Source organism: Endozoicomonas sp. YOMI1 (assembly GCF_024606345.1).
In the GTDB taxonomy this organism is placed as follows: Bacteria; Pseudomonadota; Gammaproteobacteria; order Pseudomonadales; family Endozoicomonadaceae; genus Endozoicomonas.
Map to the genome: position 1 here is coordinate 1 of NZ_JAHHPM010000597.1, position 19,903 is coordinate 19,903.

Below are 19,903 nucleotides of genomic sequence, written 5' to 3' on the forward strand. Positions count from 1 at the left end.
GTTGATACCCACAAATGCAACTTCTCCTTAGTGGCTCTGTCGATATTTTATCCCATCACCCCGGAGCCATAAAAATCATGTGAACCTAACTGTTATCGGATGGTCAAAAGATCGCTCAGAAATCCACTCTATCCAGGCCCTCACACCTATGCAGCCGATCTCCCGTCAACTTCAATCATCCCCGTCCAACCCACAGACCGTTTCCCGGGATACTTTTTGTTGCAGTTGTAGCAGTTACAAGAGCAGAACCGCTGATGGCAGAATCGTCTCGACGGTACCTGCCAGCCCGGTAGCATACCCGGGCAACAAGACCCGGGGATGCACACTGTCTGATTATCGAGTCTGCAAGTTCACTCAAGCTGCTATTCAGGCTGGCAACAGCCTGATGCGCAGTGTAGCGGGTTTTGCCTTTCAGCAAGTAATGGATTCACCGGAGATTGGTCTCGTCTGTCCGGGATTAAAAGAGAGCCTGGTGTTTCTGTCGGCATTACCCATGCTGGTTACGGGTAATCAGACGTGTCCCGATGGAGAAGTGCTGTGCGACAGCGGTGAAAAATGCATCCCGGAAAGTGGGAAGTGTCATTCTGTAACCACAGCATCCACCCCACAGGCATCGCCCTCTGACAGCAGGACCGGGGGCACATCTTCGTCTGATAGATTCTTGCGTGCGGCTCCCTTTTTTGGGGGGCTTGCGGGTATATGCTGCGCATCCGCAGCTACTTATTACTGCATTGCCGTTTATCGAAGCGTTAAGGCCATGCGGTGTAGCAACCCTGAAGCCTCAACCTGTCAGCTTATACAAATGGCCTTAAAACAGCCGCATTATTTCAGATATCCCCACCAGCCTGTTCCAATTGATGTGCACCAGGATGACATAGTGCGACCAGCCAGCCCAGGGCGTCCTGGCCAACGGTCGGAAGCTCAGCTGGCCGTCCACCCGCAGGCAATGCATTTACCTACCTACCAGCAGGCAACGGAGTTACCTAACTACCAGCAGGCAACGGAGTTACCTAACTACCAGCAGACAATGGAGTTACCTAACTACCAGCAGGCAACGGAGTTACCAACCTATCAGCAGGCAACCCGGGGGCGGCTCCCAACCTATGTAGAGGCCATTGCCGAGACCTGGGTCTGACCGGCGGAAAAACCACGCCATACTAAAATGTGTAGTCTGGGGGAAGGCTGTAACTGGAGCGTATGGAATGCAATACACTTTCCTGATGTTTTTGACACTTTCTACCAGTGAAATCTGCTCTGAGTATGAATTCCATTTGATTTCAGCCGATGATGGAGAACAGAAGTCAAGCGTTGATCAATAAAACACAGGATATAAACATGCCATCAGGGATTGAAGGCCAAAGACCGGTTGGGGGTAATACCCCGAGCAGTGAAGTTGGCACCGTCAAGCCTGCTGAAGAAAGTAATAACGCCAGATACCGGGGGACACCGGTTGCCAGGGTTGGGAAGGTCTCTAAAAAGAGTCAGGCACCTCAAGATGGTTTTGGTGAAAAAACTGATACGCTTATCGAAAATAGAGATATCAAGGAACAAGATAGCACCCGCCTGTCAGGTCGCAATAGTGCTGCCAGAGAACGCAGACGGAAAAAAAATCGTGATGAAGCAGAGGGTTTGAAAAAAGACCTCTCTGCTCCGGATCGCAAAAATCAAGACAGCAAGATAAGCGCAGAACTAGCCAGTATTGCTGAGGATTCCGGTATCAGTGATGATGAAAGTATTGCCAGCCCACCCCATTCTCCGAAAGCCTGCAATCAAGAGAAAGAGTACGATAGCGGTATTGAGGGTGACGCGAACTCGTTAAATGACTCGGTCATTCAAGAGAAAGAGTCAGCCGCCCTATCAGAAACCGGGGCGTATGCTCCAGATCTACAAAAACGGCGTCCACTACCGGCACGGCCTAAAAGTGCCAAGTCTCTGAAAAAATCTCCAAAAACGGCAGCCAACAAAAGTAAGCGGCAAAGGCCAAAACCGGGCATTGATAAAGTAGGGGCCAGTCAACCGGCGAACTCTAACCCTGGTGTGCAAACCTCCTGGCTTCCAAATCATGATGTGTTGCTTGATGGCTGTCAGCGCCTGGCTGAATCAATAGAAAAACTTGATGAATATCGAGGCAGAAGGGAAAGCGACTATTTAAAAGAGCTTGACAGGCTTGAGGAGGTGTATGCCGAAAATATCCATGATGATGACCGTGAAATTGAACATTATCTGGTTAGTGGCAAGGCCTCCATGGGCATTTCGAAGGGAAAAAAGAGACTGAAACAGGAACTGAAACTGAAACCCTGGAAAGAAGGCGTGGAGTCGGTAAACCGGGGAACGGGTAAGATTATTCAGGAAATTGTAGACCGGGCTATTCACCAAAAAAGACCGCTTCACCCTGTACGACGCCAGCAAAAAACACCGGAAACGGAACCAGAGGCTGTAATGGATCCTGTAATGGCAAAGGTTGAAGGAGATTTCAAAGGTACTCTTAAGCTGGTGGAAAACCTTAAGTCTGAAGTGTCGTTATCTACTGCCAGCCACTATGTTGCAGCTAAAAATTTGTTTAAGGAAGCACTGCAAAACAGCCAGTGGGCGAAGGAGATAATGGAAGAAACTGATTCTTTACAGCAGCGAATCCAGACATTAAAAGCTACGTTGTTTCAGGAACTGAATATTCTGGATCATCAGGATAGTGAGGAAATGGTTGATCCATATATTCAAGATAGTGCGTATGTTTCTGCGCTAGAAGCGGCAATTGAAACAATAGGAATGCAGCCTTCTGCAGCACTGAAACATCTGGAAAATCACCCGGCAATGCAAAAGCACCTGGAAGCAGTGGATTACCGGGAAGATCGGGAACATCCAGATGACCTGGAGTATCTGAACAAGCTGGATGATATGGAGCATCTCAAAGACGAGGAGTATCTGGAAAAGCTGACAAGCCTGAAAGATCCGCAATTTATGCAGGGTTTCAGTGGCGGATTGAGGCTTAAATGGCTGGCAAAACATCTCTCACAAACGTTTCGACGCTATTCAAATGAAACGCTATGGCACCCGGCCTTCAGAAAAAATATGAAGGGTTTACTGGATACTCTTAATGCCCGGGAACGGCGCTTAGGTACAAATCTTGAACCAAGGGCAGAGGAATATGAGCAGCAGTGTAAACAATTAAAGGATGCCAGAAAACAGTTAAAAAAAGCGAAGGACGCTTACCAGGAAAACGGTAAGGATGGTATTGATATACGCAGGCAGAAAAAAGTGTTAGCCAAGGCCGAAGCGCTCACAGAATCGATGAAACCGGTGCATGATCAGATTAAACTTGTCACAAGCTATCAAGATCCGGAGATGCAATGCGCCTGGCTTCAGAAGCAATGTTTAGACTTGGATAAGCAACAGGCCTCTGTTCAGAAATCGATTCAGGAATGTCAGAAAAAGCTTGATAAAGCCAAAAGCAAAGACAAGCCGCTAAAGGATATTCAGAATAAAATGAATTCTCTGCAAAGTGAGTCTGCTAAGATTGTCCATCAATCTGATGAGCCTAAACAGGAATATTTGAATTTTCGTCAAGCATTAAACAGGTATTATAAAATTCAATTGGATATGGATACTAAGCTGCTCAAACGCTATCCAAATCCAAAGCAGGAGTGTGAAGCTATAAAGAAGCAATATGTCGCTGAGGATAAGGAACATGCCTCTGTTCAAAAATCCATTAAAAAGTGTCAGGAAAAGCTTGATAAAGCCAGACGCAAAGGCGTTGATCTGGAGGACATTCAGAATGAAATGAATGAACTTGAAAGTCAGTCTGCTAAACATGAAAGACAGTCTGCTGATTTGAAAAGCAAGCATGCAGAACTTAGTCAAGCATTAAAAAGATTGGATACCATGCAATTGGGTTTGAATAATGAAGAGCCATTGGATTTGAATAATAAAAAACAATTGGGCATGGATGATGAATAATCAATCACTAACCGCTTCCCGCAAAAACACAAGCGGTTCCGGCTTTTCGGGTAGCGGGAGGCGGATAGCGTCTGTAGAAATGTGGAAGTTATTTAAGGGCCGTTCCTTAGAGACCAGGCGCTATATAGTGAGGGCTTATGCCCGTGCTGGCAATGACTGCCATAATATCCTCATTCTGGTAAACCCCACATTGCAGCAGCAATGTTTTGAATCCCATGGCATTGCCGCCCAGAATATCGGTATAAAGCGTATCCCCGACCATCAGGACTCTGGATGGGTCGGTAATCCGATGTTGCTCAATTACCATTGAAAAAATGGCGCGGTCGGGTTTGCCGAACAGCATCGGTTTTGCCTTTTGAATCGTTTGTTCTACCAGGTCGGCAATAAAGTAACCCGGTGTTGCGGTGACGTGATCACCATGGGGGGCGCCGATATCCGGATTGCCGACAATCAGTTCAAACTGACGCCCATTGGCCGTATTGACCATGTTCTCCTGCATTTTTGCTGTCCAGCCTGCACCGGTCAGGAACAGCAGGGTATCAATACCTTCCGGGATCTCCCCATTACAGCCATTCAGCCGGACCATGCCTTCCAGCAGGTGGTTGGAAGGGTGCTCCATCGGTGCAATAACACCAATACGGTTACGATTCGTGAGCCCTCGAAGGTACTGTTCAGTGATATCAAGACTGGTCAGTACTTCATTTGCGGTGAAATCAAACCCACGGGCCTGATACTTTTCTGCGGCAACGGATCGGTTGGTCAGGGTATCGTTGGAAACAACGCAGAATGGGATATTGTTTGCCCTTAGCTGCTGTATTGCCTCAGCAGCGCCAGCAATGGGCGAGCTACCACGGCAGAGGACACCGTAGGAATCCAGCAGGATCAGGTCAAATTGCCCCATGATATCTGCCAGCCCATCGATAAACTCAGGGGCAGACTGTGGGTTGGCAATGGCTGGATACCAGTCAAGATGACGGGCGTATAGCTCGTTCAAAGAGTCGGGAGAAAGTACAATCATGGAGCGCTGCCTGATGCTGAAAATGAACGTCATTCAATGCATCTGATTATATCAGATGTCCGACAGGTAAATGTCTATAAAGCCTTTCACAGGTCAAGCAGGATATTTTTTTTGTGCTAGCTTGAAGTATTCTTTCTCTAGCCGTTGAGGTGTTTGGTTGTGAGGTTGAATTGTATTGTTAGAGCCGTCTGTTTTTTGTTGCTTGCAATCTCGATATATGGAAATACGGCAGGTCCGGTAATGATGGATCCCCTGCCGGTTTATTCGGGAGATCAGGGCGTCAGGGATTCGATCATCAAAATTTATACCTCATTTAACCAGTATGACCATCAGAATCCATGGAGCAACCTTGGCCCAAGGCAGAAGTATGGATCCGGTGCCATTATCCAGCTGCCAGACAGTGACCAGAGGGTTGTGCTGACCAACAGCCATGTAGTCAGTGCTCATACGTATATTGAAGGCAGGAAAAATGGTCAGACGGACCGTTATAAGCTCAAGCCCTTGTGGGTTTCCCACGAGTTGGATCTGGCCTTGCTGGTGCCCTTCCATGACCATGAGAAAGCGCTGTTTTTCAGCGGTACCACCCCTATCCCCCTGGGTAAGCTTCCTCCTCTGCAAACGGATTTGATGCTGCTTGGCTACCCCATTGGTGGCGATACGATCAGTGCGACCAAGGGGGTTTTGTCCCGTCTGGAATATCAACCTTACAGTAATTCCGGCTTCTCATTTCTCGCAGGTCAGATTGATGCCGCCAGTAACCCGGGCAATAGCGGTGGCCCTGCCGTGGTTAATGGAGAGATCATTGGTGTGTTAATGCAGGGTTACAGTCCTTTCGAAGCCAGCAATATCGCCCATATTGTGCCGGTTAATATCATAAGACACTTTTTACAGGACATTGCTGATGGTCATTACAGTGGGGTTCCCAGCCTTGGTATTGAAACGGAAGAGCTTGAAAATGGCTTTTTTAAAACTGTCTATGGGGTAAAAGAAAACAAGGGCGTTCTGGTTCGCCATGTCATACCGGGTTCCGCGGCTGACGGTGTGCTGCAGCCGGATGATGTTATCCTGGAACTGGACGGGTATGCCGTTGGCCATGATAAAACCATCGTGTTCCGGGGCAGTGAGCGGGTTTCCATGGATTATGTTGTTCACTCACGGCAGGTTGGGGAGGCGCTTGGTGTCCGGGTTATTCGTGACAAGCAGGAGCTGGATCTGACGGTTACGCTCACTCAGCCGGTCAATAATGATTTGTTGCTCGGCTTTGATGGTCAGTCTGCTCCTTCATACTTTATTTATCAGGGTCTGGTGTTTACCAAAGTGACCAGAGAGCTGCTGATGGGGGCTGGCCATGACCTGATTTCCTATGCAGGCCTTACGCCTGTATTGCTCAATAATTTCCGGTTTGCCGATGAAGATGAAGTGGTTGTTATCCTGAAAGTCCTTCCCCATGAGGCCAACCGGGGTTATCACAATATCTTTCTGCGAAGGGTTGACAGTGTTGGCTCTGAAAAAGTCAGAAACCTCAGGCAGCTGGTTCACTTGATCGAATCGGAAGAGCAGGATTTTCTGGAACTCAACACCGGCTACAAGGGGTTGGAGAAAATTGTCCTGAATATTCACCTGGCAGATATTGTTAATGGGGAGGTCATGTGGCTTAACGGTATTCAGCATGATCGTTCTAAAAACTTCCGTAAAAAAAATGCAGAGCTGCAGATGGCAATTCCTGCAAAAGTGAGAAAGTCATGAATGTTTAACGGCATTAGCGTTGAAAGTTAATTTATTTCAACGCTCGCCTGAATGATTCAGCTGCTCCAATATACCAGTACACATTTTGGTCAGCCCGTTCATTAACGATATCAGTGGAAATGTGTGGCTCTGGCTACCAAGATTTAATCGTCCATCACAATTAAAAAATTCTTTCTCGCTTAATTTTGTGTAAGCACCAATAGGATAGAGCGTGTCACAGAGGTGTTTATCATTTGTTATATGATTCAGGTAACAGTCGGCCGGGTTATATTCACCTTCGGGGAGCTGTTCAAAGCCCGGCTCACCCGGCTGCAGTGCCGTCCAGTAGAGTACTTCCTGCGCTACCCGACCAAGCCATGCCTGGTACTCATGATCTTCGCGATCCAGGAGGGATTGGAGGTGATTAAGTGTACCAGACGAAGGCATCAGTCCCGACAGGAATCCGTTGCAGGCGGATTCAACAAATGTCGCCGTTTCCCTGAGCGCCAGAGGGTTTTTGTAGTGATAACCGGCACCCCCCTGGCGTAAACGTGACCGCACCAGTACCGCCGCTACAATGATCTCGCAGATGCTATTGGCCAGGGCTATGCGCTGTGAGACTTTAGGTGGATAGCAATGGTCCAGAGTGTCTTTCTGCCGTAAGCAACTCTGGATATTGCCAAAGATTTCGTAATCACCCAGGTCACGCATGCCACAGTACCCAAAATCAATCTTATCGGTTGCAAGAGTATTCCATGCCCCCAGTGTGCCAGCGTGAATATTGTCATAGCTCATACTCATGGCCGCATGCAAGGCGACCCAGCCTCGGCCGGACTCTGTGTCGTGCAGGCACGGCAGCATACTGGTTGGCACCAGCCCCATGCTGGTCATGTAACCGGCATCGTGACAGGCCTTGAGGATGCCCTGCTCCGGGCGCTCCCAGGGGCATTCATCTGCTGTTTCTGGCGAATGGGCATACCGGGCGTAGGCGACAGGAGCTGTATAGGAAAAGACCTTGATGTACCGCTGGCCATGGCTTTCGGTGATCTCCACCGGGTCATCAAACTGACCAATCAAACACAGCAGACCTTCGCTCAGGGGGAGTTGCATAAAGGCCTGGTACTTCGGTAGCTCGCTCTTGAATGCCTGCCCCGGAGTATCAGCGATAACTTGATAAAGCAGGCCCTCCCTGGCCAGCGTCTCAAGGGGTTCGCCGACTCTCTGGAATTTAAAGTAGGTAGCCTGGCCACCGGCTTGCAGACATTGCATCGTCCGCCCACCGACAATCCGGACTGCTGAGCCGTTTTCCGGGCTAAGCTCTTCGGGGACATCCTGCAGCCTGAATGATGAAGGCATATGCCCGGCAATATACCGGGTGATGTGCTCCCCGTCAGCGGCATTGGGCAGCGCAAATCCGGTGACCTGGTGAGCGGTTGAAATCAGGGGTAACAAAAACAGATTGGTACGGGAAAACTGTAAAGGAGACTTTTGGCAAATCAGTGATGCCGCGATGACCTCCTCTGGGAAGGTGTAAGTCGGGGCATCCAATGATTCAATGAAGCTGAGTTTGTCTTCCAGTGAGACCTCGGAAGAGGTTAAAAACTTCAATTGAACATTCGTTGGCACATAGGGTGTTTTGTTATACCGGATTAATTCGAACAACAGGCGTTCATCGTCTATATCAGCTGGTTTGACCGTCTTTGCGACTGATGGTTGGAGGCAACGCTCCCTGAAACTCAGGTTTTTCCGGGGAACATATTTCAGTACCGACAAATCTTTATTTAAGGCCGCATCAAGGATGGCTCCCATTCTTATGTTTTCGGGCACATGTTCCAGTGCATCGGGTGACAGGCCAAGGGCTAACGAATACAGTTCAATGGCTTTATCATAATCCACAAAACAAGAAAGGTTCTTATCGATGGCAAAAGCGAGAGGGGAGTAACTGTGTTTCTTGCTGGTAATGACTGAAGCGAGGAAATCATAGGTTATAAATCGCTCTGGAACATTTTTCAATGTCCGCATTCCAAAAATACATGCAGTACGGTAAATTTCCATCCGTTGTGCTTCCGTTAAAAATTCAGGAAGCTCCCTGAAGCGTTGGCCACCTTTAGCGGCTGCCAGACACATCTCGAATGTTTTGATCGTTTCTGGGATGTATTCAAAAGCTTTGGCATGGTTATCGACAGCGATTTGACATAAAGCTGCGGTTTTCAGTGTTTCAGGAACATACTTTAATGCTGACCCATCACGCCGACAGGCTAATTCACAGATTTCTGCTGTTTTTTTATGGTCCGGGCAAAATTGCAAAGAACCAAAACGTTCGATTGCAATGGTTAATAAATATTCACTAATGGGTTTGTTTTCTGGGTAATTTTTCAGCACGATTGGATCTTTTTTGCAGGCAAGTTCAAAACGCTCATCAGTTCTTGCTTCCTGGGGAATGTGGCGAATAACCTCGTCGTATTTTTCAAGGAGCAAGTCAAAAAAGCCATCATTCAGCCATAGTTTTTTTATTTTATCAGGTACATAAGCAAGCGTTTCACGATCTTCAAGTGCCAAAGCTCGACACAATGCATCGGTTTTCATGCTTACAGGTATATACCGACAATTTCCGTAATGATCCTTCCTGCATGCCAGAACACACAATTCTGGCGTTAATTTTTCCTTGGGGACTTGTCTTATATAATCAGGGTCTTTTTTAACTTTTATCAGATAATCCTCAGAATCAAGCTGATCCGGGTCGATGTTTGGGGGGAACTCCCCGAAATATTGGATAAATGGTTTATAGTCAGTGATTGGCAATGGCTGCCGTTTGTCCATGCACCTGGCAACTCTTTGCAGCAATGCTTTTAATTCATCACCAAGATTGCCTTGTGGCAAGTCATGGGTGGCACCGGGACAGGCTTGCACACGAGACCACGCCATAGGGGGTTCAGCATTGGCAGAAGGATAAGGCGTATTTCTGACGGGTAAGCCGACCTGTTCACAACCCCCTGAAGCCTCTTTAACAAAGTATTTGCGCCAGTGTTGACCTAAGGAATCCCTGTGGTCCAATAGCCCGGGATGATGTTTCCGGGCATCTTCCGGATTTTGATTAACAGGGGAAAAAGATGGGCTCCCTGAAATATTCATTTTACTGATTACCTTGTTATAAAAAATTTCTGTTTATATTTTTAGTTTTGACCAGAAAGTGAGTAAAAAGTTCCAGAAGTCAGAGTTTCATCTGGAAATAGCGAGGGAAAAAGAGGGGCAGCCGGGAAACGCGGCCACCGACATTTTACTCATCCGTAAGTCGCTGGCTTTCCAAGCTTTTTATGTCGCTATTATAAGTAGCCGTAACAAATTTTTATGTTTGGTTGACATAAATATTGAGTAGGTTGTGTCAGGGAGGAACTTTTATATCAAAGAGTGGTCATAAGCTGTAATTCAACAATTCTGTAATTCAATGGGTATCTATAACTTATCTTCATTCAATCTCGATTTTTCTCATCTTTACTTTGACTTACCAGACTTAAAAGAACAAACGTGTCAAAGCGAACAACAGCCAACATATCATGGAATACCTGTTCAGACGCTGGACTCTCCTTCTGCTGTTTACCATAGTCAATCAGATATGAACCAACATAAAGCTGATTCTTTTAATTCATTGAATAAGTATAATATTGATTTTCTAAAACTTACTGCTCCTGCAGATACTCCTGACACATCACAATCAGTTCCTGATGAAAATGTTCCCGGGAATTCTGGTAATGAAACCGTTCATGGTACGCTTTCATCAACATCAGGCATTCCCTTTATTCAGCAGGAATGCTTATCGGGGAGCGAGCCTGAGATCAGGGAGCCAACACCAGTGAGCCATTCCAATACAGATGATCAGTTAACTGATCTTCCTGTTGTACCCTTTAACCCACAACATTTACCACCAGTCACTGTCCCGAACCTGAACCAAACGACAAGTGATAACCAAACGAACCAAACAGAAGAGATTACTGATGGTCACCCTTTAATAGTTGAGTCCCAAAGGGAGTGCACAGAGAAGCTTAGTAAAGATCCTCTTTCCATAGAGCACCAAAGGGAGAATACCGAAGGAATGTCAGAAAGGAGCAGCGCAAAGATCCCGCTTACCAAGAGCGCGATAGGGAGTACCAGAGGGTGTACCATAGGGAGCGCTACCAGAATGATCCCGAATACGCAAAGCGTAGAAGGGAGCTTCAAAAGGAGCGTAGGAGTAATCGCAAATGGCAGCTTGGCAAAGAGCCCGTTTGCAGAGCGTGTAAGGGAACGCTACCAGAGTGATCCCTTTTATGCAGAGGTACAATAAGTTTATATGAACAAACAATCAGCAATTCCCGCTAACCAATACCGAATGGGAATGGTTATTCTCCATACTGCCAATTGAGCAGCAGCTGTAATAGAATATGAACGACAGAATAATGATAAAAAAGTTTTAGGGGAGTATGAGTTATGTCAGATCAGCAGAATCATATCCTGATCGAACAGCAGGATGGTATCCTGACGATCCGCTTCAACCGCATTGATAAAAAGAATGCGCTGACAACAGCGATGTACGCTGCCATTCTTGAAGCACTGATCGCCGCTGATCAGGATGACAGTGTTAAGGTTATTCTCTTTGCTGCCCAGCCCGATATGTTTACTGCGGGTAACGACCTAAAAGACTTTCTGACCCGGGATACCGCTGAAGAACCAGCAGCCATAAAAGTGCTACGTCAGCTTGCGGTACAGAAAAAACCGATTGTGGCAGCAGCCAGTGGCATTGCGGTGGGTATCGGTGTGACTTTACTGCTCCATTGTGATTTGGTTTATGTGGGTGAAAACACCCGCCTGCGTTTGCCTTTTGTGAATCTGGCAGTGGTACCGGAAGCCGCCTCCAGTTTGCTGTTGCCGGATATTATGGGGCGGCAGCGGGCTTCAGAATTGCTGATGTTGGGTGATTTCTTTGATGCTCAGCGCGCCCATGAATATGGCATTGCTAATGCCGTAATTGCCAATGAAGAAGTCTTTGAATTTGCCCGGGCAAAGGCTAAAGAACTGGCAGCAAAGCCCCGTGAAGCGCTGTTGCTGACCAAGCAGCTGATTACCCGGACCCGTCGCAGCGATGTTCAGCAACGCATTGATGATGAAGCGATTATCTTTGCTGAGCGAATGGTGTCCGAAGAAGCCCGACAGGTAATGGCTGCCTTTTTTTCCGGTAAGTCGTAGTCAGGTTTACTGAGAAGGCGTGGTTATGGTGATGCCCGGGAAGGGATTCTGTTTGCCATGGTATCGTCACTGGTAGCCAGAACGCGGGAGCTGCCAGTAAGTAGTTAAGCAAATGAAATCATGAACTTTCTAACTCCCAAATGCAGTATCAATAATTTCAAAGTGAACTAATGGAGAAATGGCTTATCTAAAATGTGTTATTTTCGATAATGTTTCAGGAGACTTAGCGTTTTGCCTGTTGAGTTAGCTATACAGCCAATAACAGCGTTGGAAAAGTCGGTTCTGGCGGATGAAACCATTTTAAAAACGCACATTGGGAAATTTAAATCACGTTATGTGACTGACGGTTTGTTGCATAATGTTTTTCGGCTTCCCAATGAAATTCGGGATCCACTTTTGCCGCCTTTACCTTTATTAAAGTTAGAGCAACGGCACAGCGTGGGGCGAATAACTTATCTTGATAATTCTAAAAAGCATTTTTGGTCTATTGATCGAATAATGACCTCAGTTTTGGATCAAAATAGTAATCCTGAATTAAGATTTTACCTTGAGCCGATGATGGCAGACAATGTTGATTTAACAACAATGGAAGGCAGGGGAGAGTTAGAGAATCTGGATGCAGCTTCAGTTGTTGTTGTGCTTGATGCAATCTCTGACCATTCCGATGAAAAAGAGGTGAACTGCTCAACAAACCAGAAACTTAAGGAGGGCAGTTATCTTGGGGTGTATCATCCATATGCAGCAACTCACAACAAGACTAATCTTCATTACAGGGATGGCCAATTCATCGCATTATCACCCGGTGAAGGTGTGGTATTGGAATACAAATCTTCAGAGGAGGGTTTACCCTACTGGGATAAAGTGGCTATTTATCATAATGAAGAACGAACGGTTCAGATGAATCCTCTGCTTCAGGAGAGGCTGGATTTTAATGATAGATCGATAAGTAATGGTCAATACCATCTTCCGGTTAGAGCAATTAAAGAACTCTCTATGCTAAAACGAAAATATGGAATCTGCCCTGCTGTCTATTCTTGTGGCCATATCAATGATGAAAACTCTTTAAGATCGTTAAAAAAATATGTTTCTGAAAATGTTGCAAATGGCAGGGGTAAGGCCGTATTCAGTATACTTGTTGTGAATGCTTCTGCTTCACATATGATTGCAGTCAGATTTATTCAGGCAGGGAATAAAATTGTTGTTTATTTGCATGAGACAATACAGCCCACAAGTGCTGTGGCTGCAGATATAAGAAATTTTATCATTAACGCCATATCAGGTGCAGTAAAAAATATTCATGATAATAGCCTCTATTTTTTGACTCCACCAGCTTCTGGGTATCTTCAGAAAGATTTTAGCAGCTGCTCAATGACTGCATTTAAAGTGTTACTGTCTTTTGAAAAAGAGCGCAATGGGCTTGACCCATTTTTTATACAACTGTTGGGAGATGTTCATTCGGATATTTCTCTGGTTGATTATCAGGCCTTCAATACAGAAGGTTCGGTTACCTGTGGTAAGCAAGCAAAGATGCTACCGGAAAATATAAAAGTAGGCAGTGTACCATTAACATCATTGCCAGCTGTTCTTCTGAAATTTTATCAAGGAAGTCAGGATCTTCTTTCGGAGCATCAAAAAACAACTATTGTCAGTAATGCCAAAAAATTAACATTAAAGGACTATTATCTAAGGCACAGATTCCTTGACCCGGAAACTGATAAGACTTTTAATATGGCTGCCTTATGTAAAACCAGTAAGGCATTTGCCATGTGGAAGGATCTGATCAGAAATTTTACACCTTTATTTATCAGGATTTTAAAAATTGATTTTGAAAAAGTCACAAAATATTCGATAAATCACTGGCTAAATAGTTCGATGTATTTAGATATCGAAATTAATGGCAATGATTTGAAAATGTTAAAGCGGTACAAAAACTTTATTACCATGGAAGCTGATTTAAATACATGGCCTGAAGATGCTGTTTTAAAGTGGTGGAACCTAAGCAAGGAATTATCAGTTTGGCTGAAGGGGATAAGGCCAAAAGCAATGACTATGAATACGAATCAACTGCTGTGGCGCTGGTGTCAGTTTTTAAATAATTATCTTGACTCCAGTTCCGACGTGGGAAGATTGTGGTTTCGCCGGGATGTTGGCTATGTTATTGAACGGCTCGATGCCCGGTTGAAATTATTGCGAAAGACCGGACGATCTGACTTTCCCTTTCACTTTGGTGAAAGGGTCTACAGAGAACCAGAGTATCTGCCAGGACCTGTATTTGAGGGACAGCCCATTTATAGGGATACCCGATGTTTCTATATTAAGACTGAAGTCAGAGAGTCTATGACTGAGCCTGGGCGTTTTAACAGGATTGTCATGACTTTTCCAAAACCATTACTTTTGGCTTCTGCTGACAATGAGAGAAATTGCTATGATTCTGTTTCAGATACATCGGAAGCCGAAGATAAGTCACTATTACCATCGGGTGAATCTTGTCCAGAAACTTCTGCTGCTATAGCTGCTATCACAAAAGCTGAATCGGTGCTGGATTCAAGTGAAGAGAGATCCCCCGGTGCATCTTTGACTATATCAGATTCATACGAATCAATGGATCCTGAATTACAATGTGAGGAAAAATTTATTGATTCACACGTATTTTCTCAAGACTATAGCCCGGTCAGAGCTACAACACCTGAAAAGAAAAGGTTTCCGGAAATGGCAAAAGAGGCTGTTCAAAGTGGTAGAGTTCAAAGCTCGTTTCCTCTAAAAAGAGAGCGAGCAGAACTGGACGGGGATTTTTTGGACTCTTCGATAAAGAAACAACGATTTATGACGGTTTCCATACCTTCTGGAAATACTGCCGCACCGGATTTGGCAGAGCAGGCTAACTCAGTAAGAAGAAACATCGAAAAAAATGAATTCAAGGTTGCAATCGAGATGCTTTCCATGGTGATTCAGGGTATATGGACACTGGATGTAGCAAGCAAAGCGAAAGCCAGTAGAAAGTTAAAGATTCTCAAACAGGCTATAGAGAAAATCTGTGAGATTTCCAAACGTCCAAATGAGCTTGACATCTATCTGATGCACAATAATGTTTCAGGTCTCCCCGGCTTGCATGATACACATAAAAGAGCCCTGACACTTTCTTATGTGCTTGATTATCTTTTTCAAATATTATGTGCTGCTGGTGAGCAGGTTGTTGATGAGCCTTTGGCTATTATTACCGCTGCAAGGCTTTTCATTGTCAGGAATACTGAAAAAAATGATTGCGGGGTTGCGGAAGAAGGTAATTGCGACTTAATGGCAGTAGAGTTTCCCAATTTATTTGAAACAGCAAGTGCTTCTGAACTCTCTGAAAATCAGAGTGACACAAAAAGGGTGATTAGAATCAGAAGAGAATTTAACGCTATTGGATATTTAATGGCTAGTGAAAGAATAAATACTGTTTTTCTCGGAGGAACAACGTATGGAAAAGTGAAATTAATTAAGCTGTTAATTGGTAAAGTCTGCTCTCTTTTGGGTACAAAAAATGGAAGCATGGATTTTCTGGACCAACTGAAATTTGAGAAAAGTTTGAATCCATCTCAAAAGAGGTGGATTAAAATTGCGGCACTACATGAATATTTATCATCTCTATTGCCAGGGCATAGCTCTGATAAATCATTGACTACTATTCTGCTAACGGCTGAAAGCTATCTTAAGGAGCAGGCTGAGAATAGTGCTTCCAAGAACCTGCCTTAATTTAAGAGAGGCTGTAAGCCTGACTTTACTTCATTTATTCACCGTAGCTTAGATCTGAGATTGATAGAAAGTGGTAACACCGTTATTAGCCTAAAGTCTAAGATGCTCATGTCCCCACATTTGTTACTGTGAGAAACGCACACAGTCCTCAGTGACTGAAGATAAGAAAAACAATAATAATTTCAGGAGCGCCTTTTCATGTCTGCTGATCCTTCCCGTGATAATCAAAGTGCAGCTGCCGCCTACTGGCGGGAGAATATACGGATATTACTTTCCTTACTGGTGATCTGGTTTGCCGTCTCATTTGGTTGCGGCATACTGTTTGTGGACCAGCTGGATCAAATCAGCTTTTTCGGCTTTCCGTTGGGCTTCTGGTTTGCCCAGCAGGGTTCCATCTATACCTTTCTGGTTCTGATTTTCGTCTACATCGGGTTGATGAATCGCCTGGACCGAAAATACAACGTTCAGGAGGAAGAGTGAGATGGCGACTCAAACACTGATTTTCCTTTTTGTCGGGTTATCGTTTGCGCTCTATATCGGTATCGCTATCTGGTCCAGGGCCGGCTCAACCAAAGACTATTATGTGGCTGGTGGCGGTGTTCATCCCGTCGCCAATGGTATGGCAACTGCGGCGGACTGGATGTCGGCGGCCTCCTTTATTTCCATGGCCGGTATTATCTCCTTTATGGGGCGTGACGGGGCCATGTATCTGATGGGTTGGACCGGGGGGTATGTGTTGCTGGCCATGTGCCTCGCGCCTTATCTGCGCAAATTTGGTCAGTTCACAGTACCGGACTTTGTCGCTGAACGATACTACAGTCAGACGGCGCGGGTTGTTGCTGTTATTTGCGTTATCTTCATCTCCTTTACCTATGTTGCCGGACAGATGCGCGGTGTTGGTATTGTCTTCTCCCGTTACCTGGAGGTGGACATCAACGTCGGGGTCATGATCGGGATGGGTATCGTCTTTGTTTATGCCGTGCTGGGGGGCATGAAAGGCATTACCTACACCCAGGTTGCGCAATACTGTGTGATGATTTTTGCCTACCTGGTGCCCGCGATCTTTATTTCCATGATGATCACCGGCAACCCAATCCCACAGCTGGGCTTTGGCAGTCATGTGGAGGGGACCAGTCTCTCGGTGCTGGAGAAGCTGAATGGATTGTCACAGGAGTTGGGCTTTGCCCAGTATACTGATGGTTCCAAGTCCACCATTGACGTGTTCTTTATCACCATGGCTCTGATGGTCGGTACTGCGGGTTTGCCCCACGTTATTGTGCGTTTCTTCACAACCCCAACGGTGCGTGATGCCCGTAAATCTGCCGGTTATGCACTGTTGTTTATTGCTGTGCTCTACACCACAGCGCCAGCGGTGGCCAGTTTTGCCCGTATCAATCTGCTGCAGACGGTTTCTGAAGCCGAATATGAGCAGCTGCCTGAGTGGTTTGCCAACTGGGAAAACTCTGGCCTGATGGCCTGGGTCGATAAAAACGACGATGGCAAAATTCAGTATCGCCCGGGTGCTCCGATTGAAGGTAAGCCGTCGTTTATTGACGCCCGGGGTGACAGCGGCGAGCGACTGCTCAGCAATAACCAGACTGGCAACGCCAATGAACTGTATGTTGATCGCGACATTATGGTGCTGGCCAACCCTGAAATCGCCAACCTCCCCGGTTGGGTCATTGCACTGGTGGCTGCTGGTGGTCTGGCTGCGGCCCTTTCCACCGCTGCTGGCTTGCTGCTGGTTATTTCTACCTCCATTTCCCATGACCTGCTGAAGCGGAATCTGATGCCAGGCATTACGGATAAGCAAGAATTGCTGGCTGCCCGTATTGCTGCTGCTGCCGCTATTGGTGTGGCAGGTCTGGCAGGCGTCTACCCGCCGGGATTTGTGGCCTCGGTGGTGGCCTTTGCCTTCGGTCTGGCGGCTTCTTCTTTCTTCCCCGCGATTCTTTTGGGTATTTTCTACAAGCGGATGAACCGTGAAGGTGCGATTGCCGGTATGGTGACAGGCCTGCTGTTTACGGCTTCTTATATTATCTACTTCAAATTCCTGGGGGGGACTTCGGAACAGTGGTGGTTCGGAGTTTCACCAGAAGGCATTGGTACCCTGGGTATGTTGATCAACTTTGCGGTCTCTCTGGTGGTTTGCCATGTTACGGAAGCACCGCCCAAAGCGGTGCAGAATTTGGTGGATGATATTCGTATTCCCCGTCGTGATGGGAAAGCATCAGAGCCCGTTGAGGAGGGTGAGACGGTCCGGGTATGAAGTCGTTCGGCAGATGAGCAACCCTGAGCCGCTTTCCGTTGGAAAGCGGCTTTTTTTTTGTGGATTCTTTGATCTTGGTTGACTCTGTTGCAGTAAGCCGGCGTTATCGTAGGCGGTTTCATTTTCTGGCAATTACTGTGTTGAACCTATATTCATTATTCATTTTCCAGAATACAGAACTTAAGTGCTTTATAGGTGTCTAAACTGCCAGTTGTTATATTCTGCCTATGGGGTAACCAGCGTGGTTTCAAGAACTATTTGTCTATCTCTGCTGTTGTTGTCGGCACTGGCCAATGCCGTGGATGATCACCATAAGTTGTTGTTAAGTATGAAGCACTATCTTGACGATGAGGTGGTTAAAGAGGTTAATTTCTACGGTACTGAGATTGATCCTAATGTGATGTCGAATGAGGAAGGCCAGTTCAAGCTGACGGTTGATGGGGTTGAAGTGGATATCGTGAATGACTCGACTTACTGGCGACTGAATGAACTGAGGCGTTCATTCAGCTATGATACCTTTTCCCAGGGTATTCAGCAGATTCAGCCAGGTCAGGCGATGTGTAAACTGGGTGGCCCGGCTAATGGGATCATTTTGGAAACCCGTTATCTGACCTATCAGAACCATAACATTATTCATGACGAGATGAGGCCGGTTTATGATCGGCCATTGAATTGCCTCTTTCAGCGCAGGTACCAGCTGGTGAATGACAATGCCCGGGAGGCTGCCCGAGGTGTATTGGAAACCTTAAGAACCATTGCGGAGCTGAGCAATTAGCCCATCCATGGGATTCATAACCAGGAGGCTGTCCGAGAATAGTCTGCCCTCCTGCGGTTGCGATAAATTGGTCTAAAAATTCCTGCTTCTTCGTCAAATAGCCCCACTATTCTCCTCAGAATCAGAAATTTTTATCCTCAATTTTCTGCCATCCTCGCTACGGGCGCTAATCTCGGACAGCCTCCTGGATGCGCTTCATAATGCCCTGGATAGACGACGACCGGAAGCTATTAGAACAAGTCTACATAATCAGGCGGTTATACTCGCGCAAAAATCAACCGGCCCGCTATTTTTCGTTTTTCCTTGACTTCCATCAAGACCTCGGTTTTCCGGGAAAAAAAGCTTACTGAATAAAACCATTACTTTGCTAGCAATATGCTAGCATTGGTAATAGATCACATCTCTCAAGGAAGCAAAATTCATGGCCACCCTGACCATACGTAACCTGCCAGACGAACTGATAGAACGATTAAAAGCCAGTGCCAAAGCAGGCAACCGCTCCATGGAGCAAGAGGTTCGGGAGCTGCTTGAAGCCCGCTATCAGAAAAAGTCTGACCTGATTAAAGCTATAAAAAACAGCTGGAAAGAGTTGCCGGAAACCTCAGCCGAAGACATAGACACCTGGCGACATAAGGGCCGACCATGACCCAAGCCGTTATCGATACCATGGTCTTTGCCTATGCTCTGTTTAATGAACCCGTGCACCGGCAGGAAGCCGTAGCCGTATTGGAAAAAATTGAGCACATCCATGTGCCTGATCTGTTCCGGGCCGAGTTCTGTAATGTTGCCTGGCAGTGGGTAACCCATCAGCAGCTGAGCCTGCAACAGGCAATACAGGCATCCGAAAGAGCCGAAGCCCTGATAACGTCAGTAACCAGCAGTGAGCAATTATGGTTCAGAGCACTGGAAGTAGCCACGTATGCAAAACACCCAGCCTACGACGTGTTATTTGTGGTACTGGCAGAAACATTAGACTGCCCGCTGGTCACCTGGGATAAAAAACTGTTGCACAAATTTCCAGAGATAGCCGTTGAGCCCGGGACGCTGTTAAAGCCTTGAGATCCAACCCCGGTTTCTCATGCGTGCTAACTGGACTCAGTTCCAATCCGTTAGATAAGAAAAGCAAAAGCGGTTAATCAGTGTAAGAAGCCTGCAACGAGTTGCGTGGATAAAGTTCAAATGATGGCATAAAAGGTAAGACCTGCAC

At 46.3% G+C, this 19,903-nt stretch carries 13 protein-coding genes; 11 read left to right on the forward strand and 2 right to left on the reverse strand.

The annotated features are described in order from the left end of the window. Window positions 1-148: 148 nt before the first annotated feature. Both KDK15_RS20690 and KDK15_RS20695 read left to right on the forward strand, forming a co-directional pair. The gene (locus tag KDK15_RS20690; RefSeq protein ID WP_257297295.1) at window positions 149-1,135 is read left to right on the forward strand and encodes a hypothetical protein; all 987 of its coding nucleotides are present in this window, start codon (window positions 149-151) and stop codon (window positions 1,133-1,135) included. A 200-nt stretch (window positions 1,136-1,335) separates the two neighbouring features. Further along, window positions 1,336-3,954, forward strand: coding sequence for a hypothetical protein (locus KDK15_RS20695; RefSeq protein ID WP_257297296.1), 2,619 nt, complete (start codon window positions 1,336-1,338; stop codon window positions 3,952-3,954). A gap of 106 nt (window positions 3,955-4,060) precedes the next feature. On the opposite strand, the gene KDK15_RS20700 is transcribed toward KDK15_RS20695, so the two are convergent. Next, window positions 4,061-4,972, reverse strand: a complete 912-nt coding sequence (locus KDK15_RS20700; protein WP_257297297.1) for an HAD-IIA family hydrolase — start codon at window positions 4,970-4,972, stop codon at window positions 4,061-4,063. A gap of 240 nt (window positions 4,973-5,212) precedes the next feature. Here KDK15_RS20700 and KDK15_RS20705 point away from each other — a divergent pair, with 240 nt between their 5' ends. Continuing rightward, window positions 5,213-6,718, forward strand: coding sequence for a S1C family serine protease (locus tag KDK15_RS20705; protein WP_257297298.1), 1,506 nt, complete (start codon window positions 5,213-5,215; stop codon window positions 6,716-6,718). A gap of 36 nt (window positions 6,719-6,754) precedes the next feature. On the opposite strand, the gene KDK15_RS20710 is transcribed toward KDK15_RS20705, so the two are convergent. Beyond that, window positions 6,755-9,829 carry a DUF4116 domain-containing protein gene (locus KDK15_RS20710; protein ID WP_257297299.1) on the reverse strand — a complete coding sequence of 1,025 codons (3,075 nt, stop codon included), beginning with the start codon at window positions 9,827-9,829 and terminating at the stop codon, window positions 6,755-6,757. A gap of 313 nt (window positions 9,830-10,142) precedes the next feature. Here KDK15_RS20710 and KDK15_RS20715 point away from each other — a divergent pair, with 313 nt between their 5' ends. The 8 genes from KDK15_RS20715 to KDK15_RS20750 all read left to right on the forward strand — a co-directional run bounded on the left by KDK15_RS20715 (window position 10,143) and on the right by KDK15_RS20750 (window position 19,755). Continuing rightward, the gene (locus KDK15_RS20715; protein ID WP_257297300.1) at window positions 10,143-11,018 is read left to right on the forward strand and encodes a hypothetical protein; all 876 of its coding nucleotides are present in this window, start codon (window positions 10,143-10,145) and stop codon (window positions 11,016-11,018) included. Window positions 11,019-11,161: 143 nt separating this feature from the next. After that, a complete protein-coding gene (locus tag KDK15_RS20720; protein ID WP_257297301.1) occupies window positions 11,162-11,917 on the forward strand; it encodes an enoyl-CoA hydratase-related protein in 756 nt (251 codons plus the stop codon). A 231-nt stretch (window positions 11,918-12,148) separates the two neighbouring features. Then, window positions 12,149-15,652 carry a hypothetical protein gene (locus KDK15_RS20725; RefSeq protein ID WP_257297302.1) on the forward strand — a complete coding sequence of 1,168 codons (3,504 nt, stop codon included), beginning with the start codon at window positions 12,149-12,151 and terminating at the stop codon, window positions 15,650-15,652. 198 nt (window positions 15,653-15,850) lie between these two features. Next, a complete protein-coding gene (locus KDK15_RS20730) occupies window positions 15,851-16,132 on the forward strand; it encodes a DUF4212 domain-containing protein (RefSeq protein WP_257297303.1) in 282 nt (93 codons plus the stop codon). A gap of 1 nt (window position 16,133) precedes the next feature. Then, the gene (locus KDK15_RS20735) at window positions 16,134-17,921 is read left to right on the forward strand and encodes a sodium:solute symporter family protein (RefSeq protein WP_257297304.1); all 1,788 of its coding nucleotides are present in this window, start codon (window positions 16,134-16,136) and stop codon (window positions 17,919-17,921) included. Between the two features lie 241 nt (window positions 17,922-18,162). Continuing rightward, window positions 18,163-18,696 carry a hypothetical protein gene (locus tag KDK15_RS20740; RefSeq protein ID WP_257297305.1) on the forward strand — a complete coding sequence of 178 codons (534 nt, stop codon included), beginning with the start codon at window positions 18,163-18,165 and terminating at the stop codon, window positions 18,694-18,696. A gap of 421 nt (window positions 18,697-19,117) precedes the next feature. Continuing rightward, window positions 19,118-19,342, forward strand: coding sequence for a hypothetical protein (locus KDK15_RS20745; RefSeq protein WP_257297306.1), 225 nt, complete (start codon window positions 19,118-19,120; stop codon window positions 19,340-19,342). Then, window positions 19,339-19,755, forward strand: coding sequence for a type II toxin-antitoxin system VapC family toxin (locus KDK15_RS20750; RefSeq protein WP_257297307.1), 417 nt, complete (start codon window positions 19,339-19,341; stop codon window positions 19,753-19,755). The genes KDK15_RS20745 and KDK15_RS20750 overlap by 4 nt, the downstream gene beginning before the upstream one ends. The last annotated feature ends 148 nt before the right edge of the window (window positions 19,756-19,903 follow it).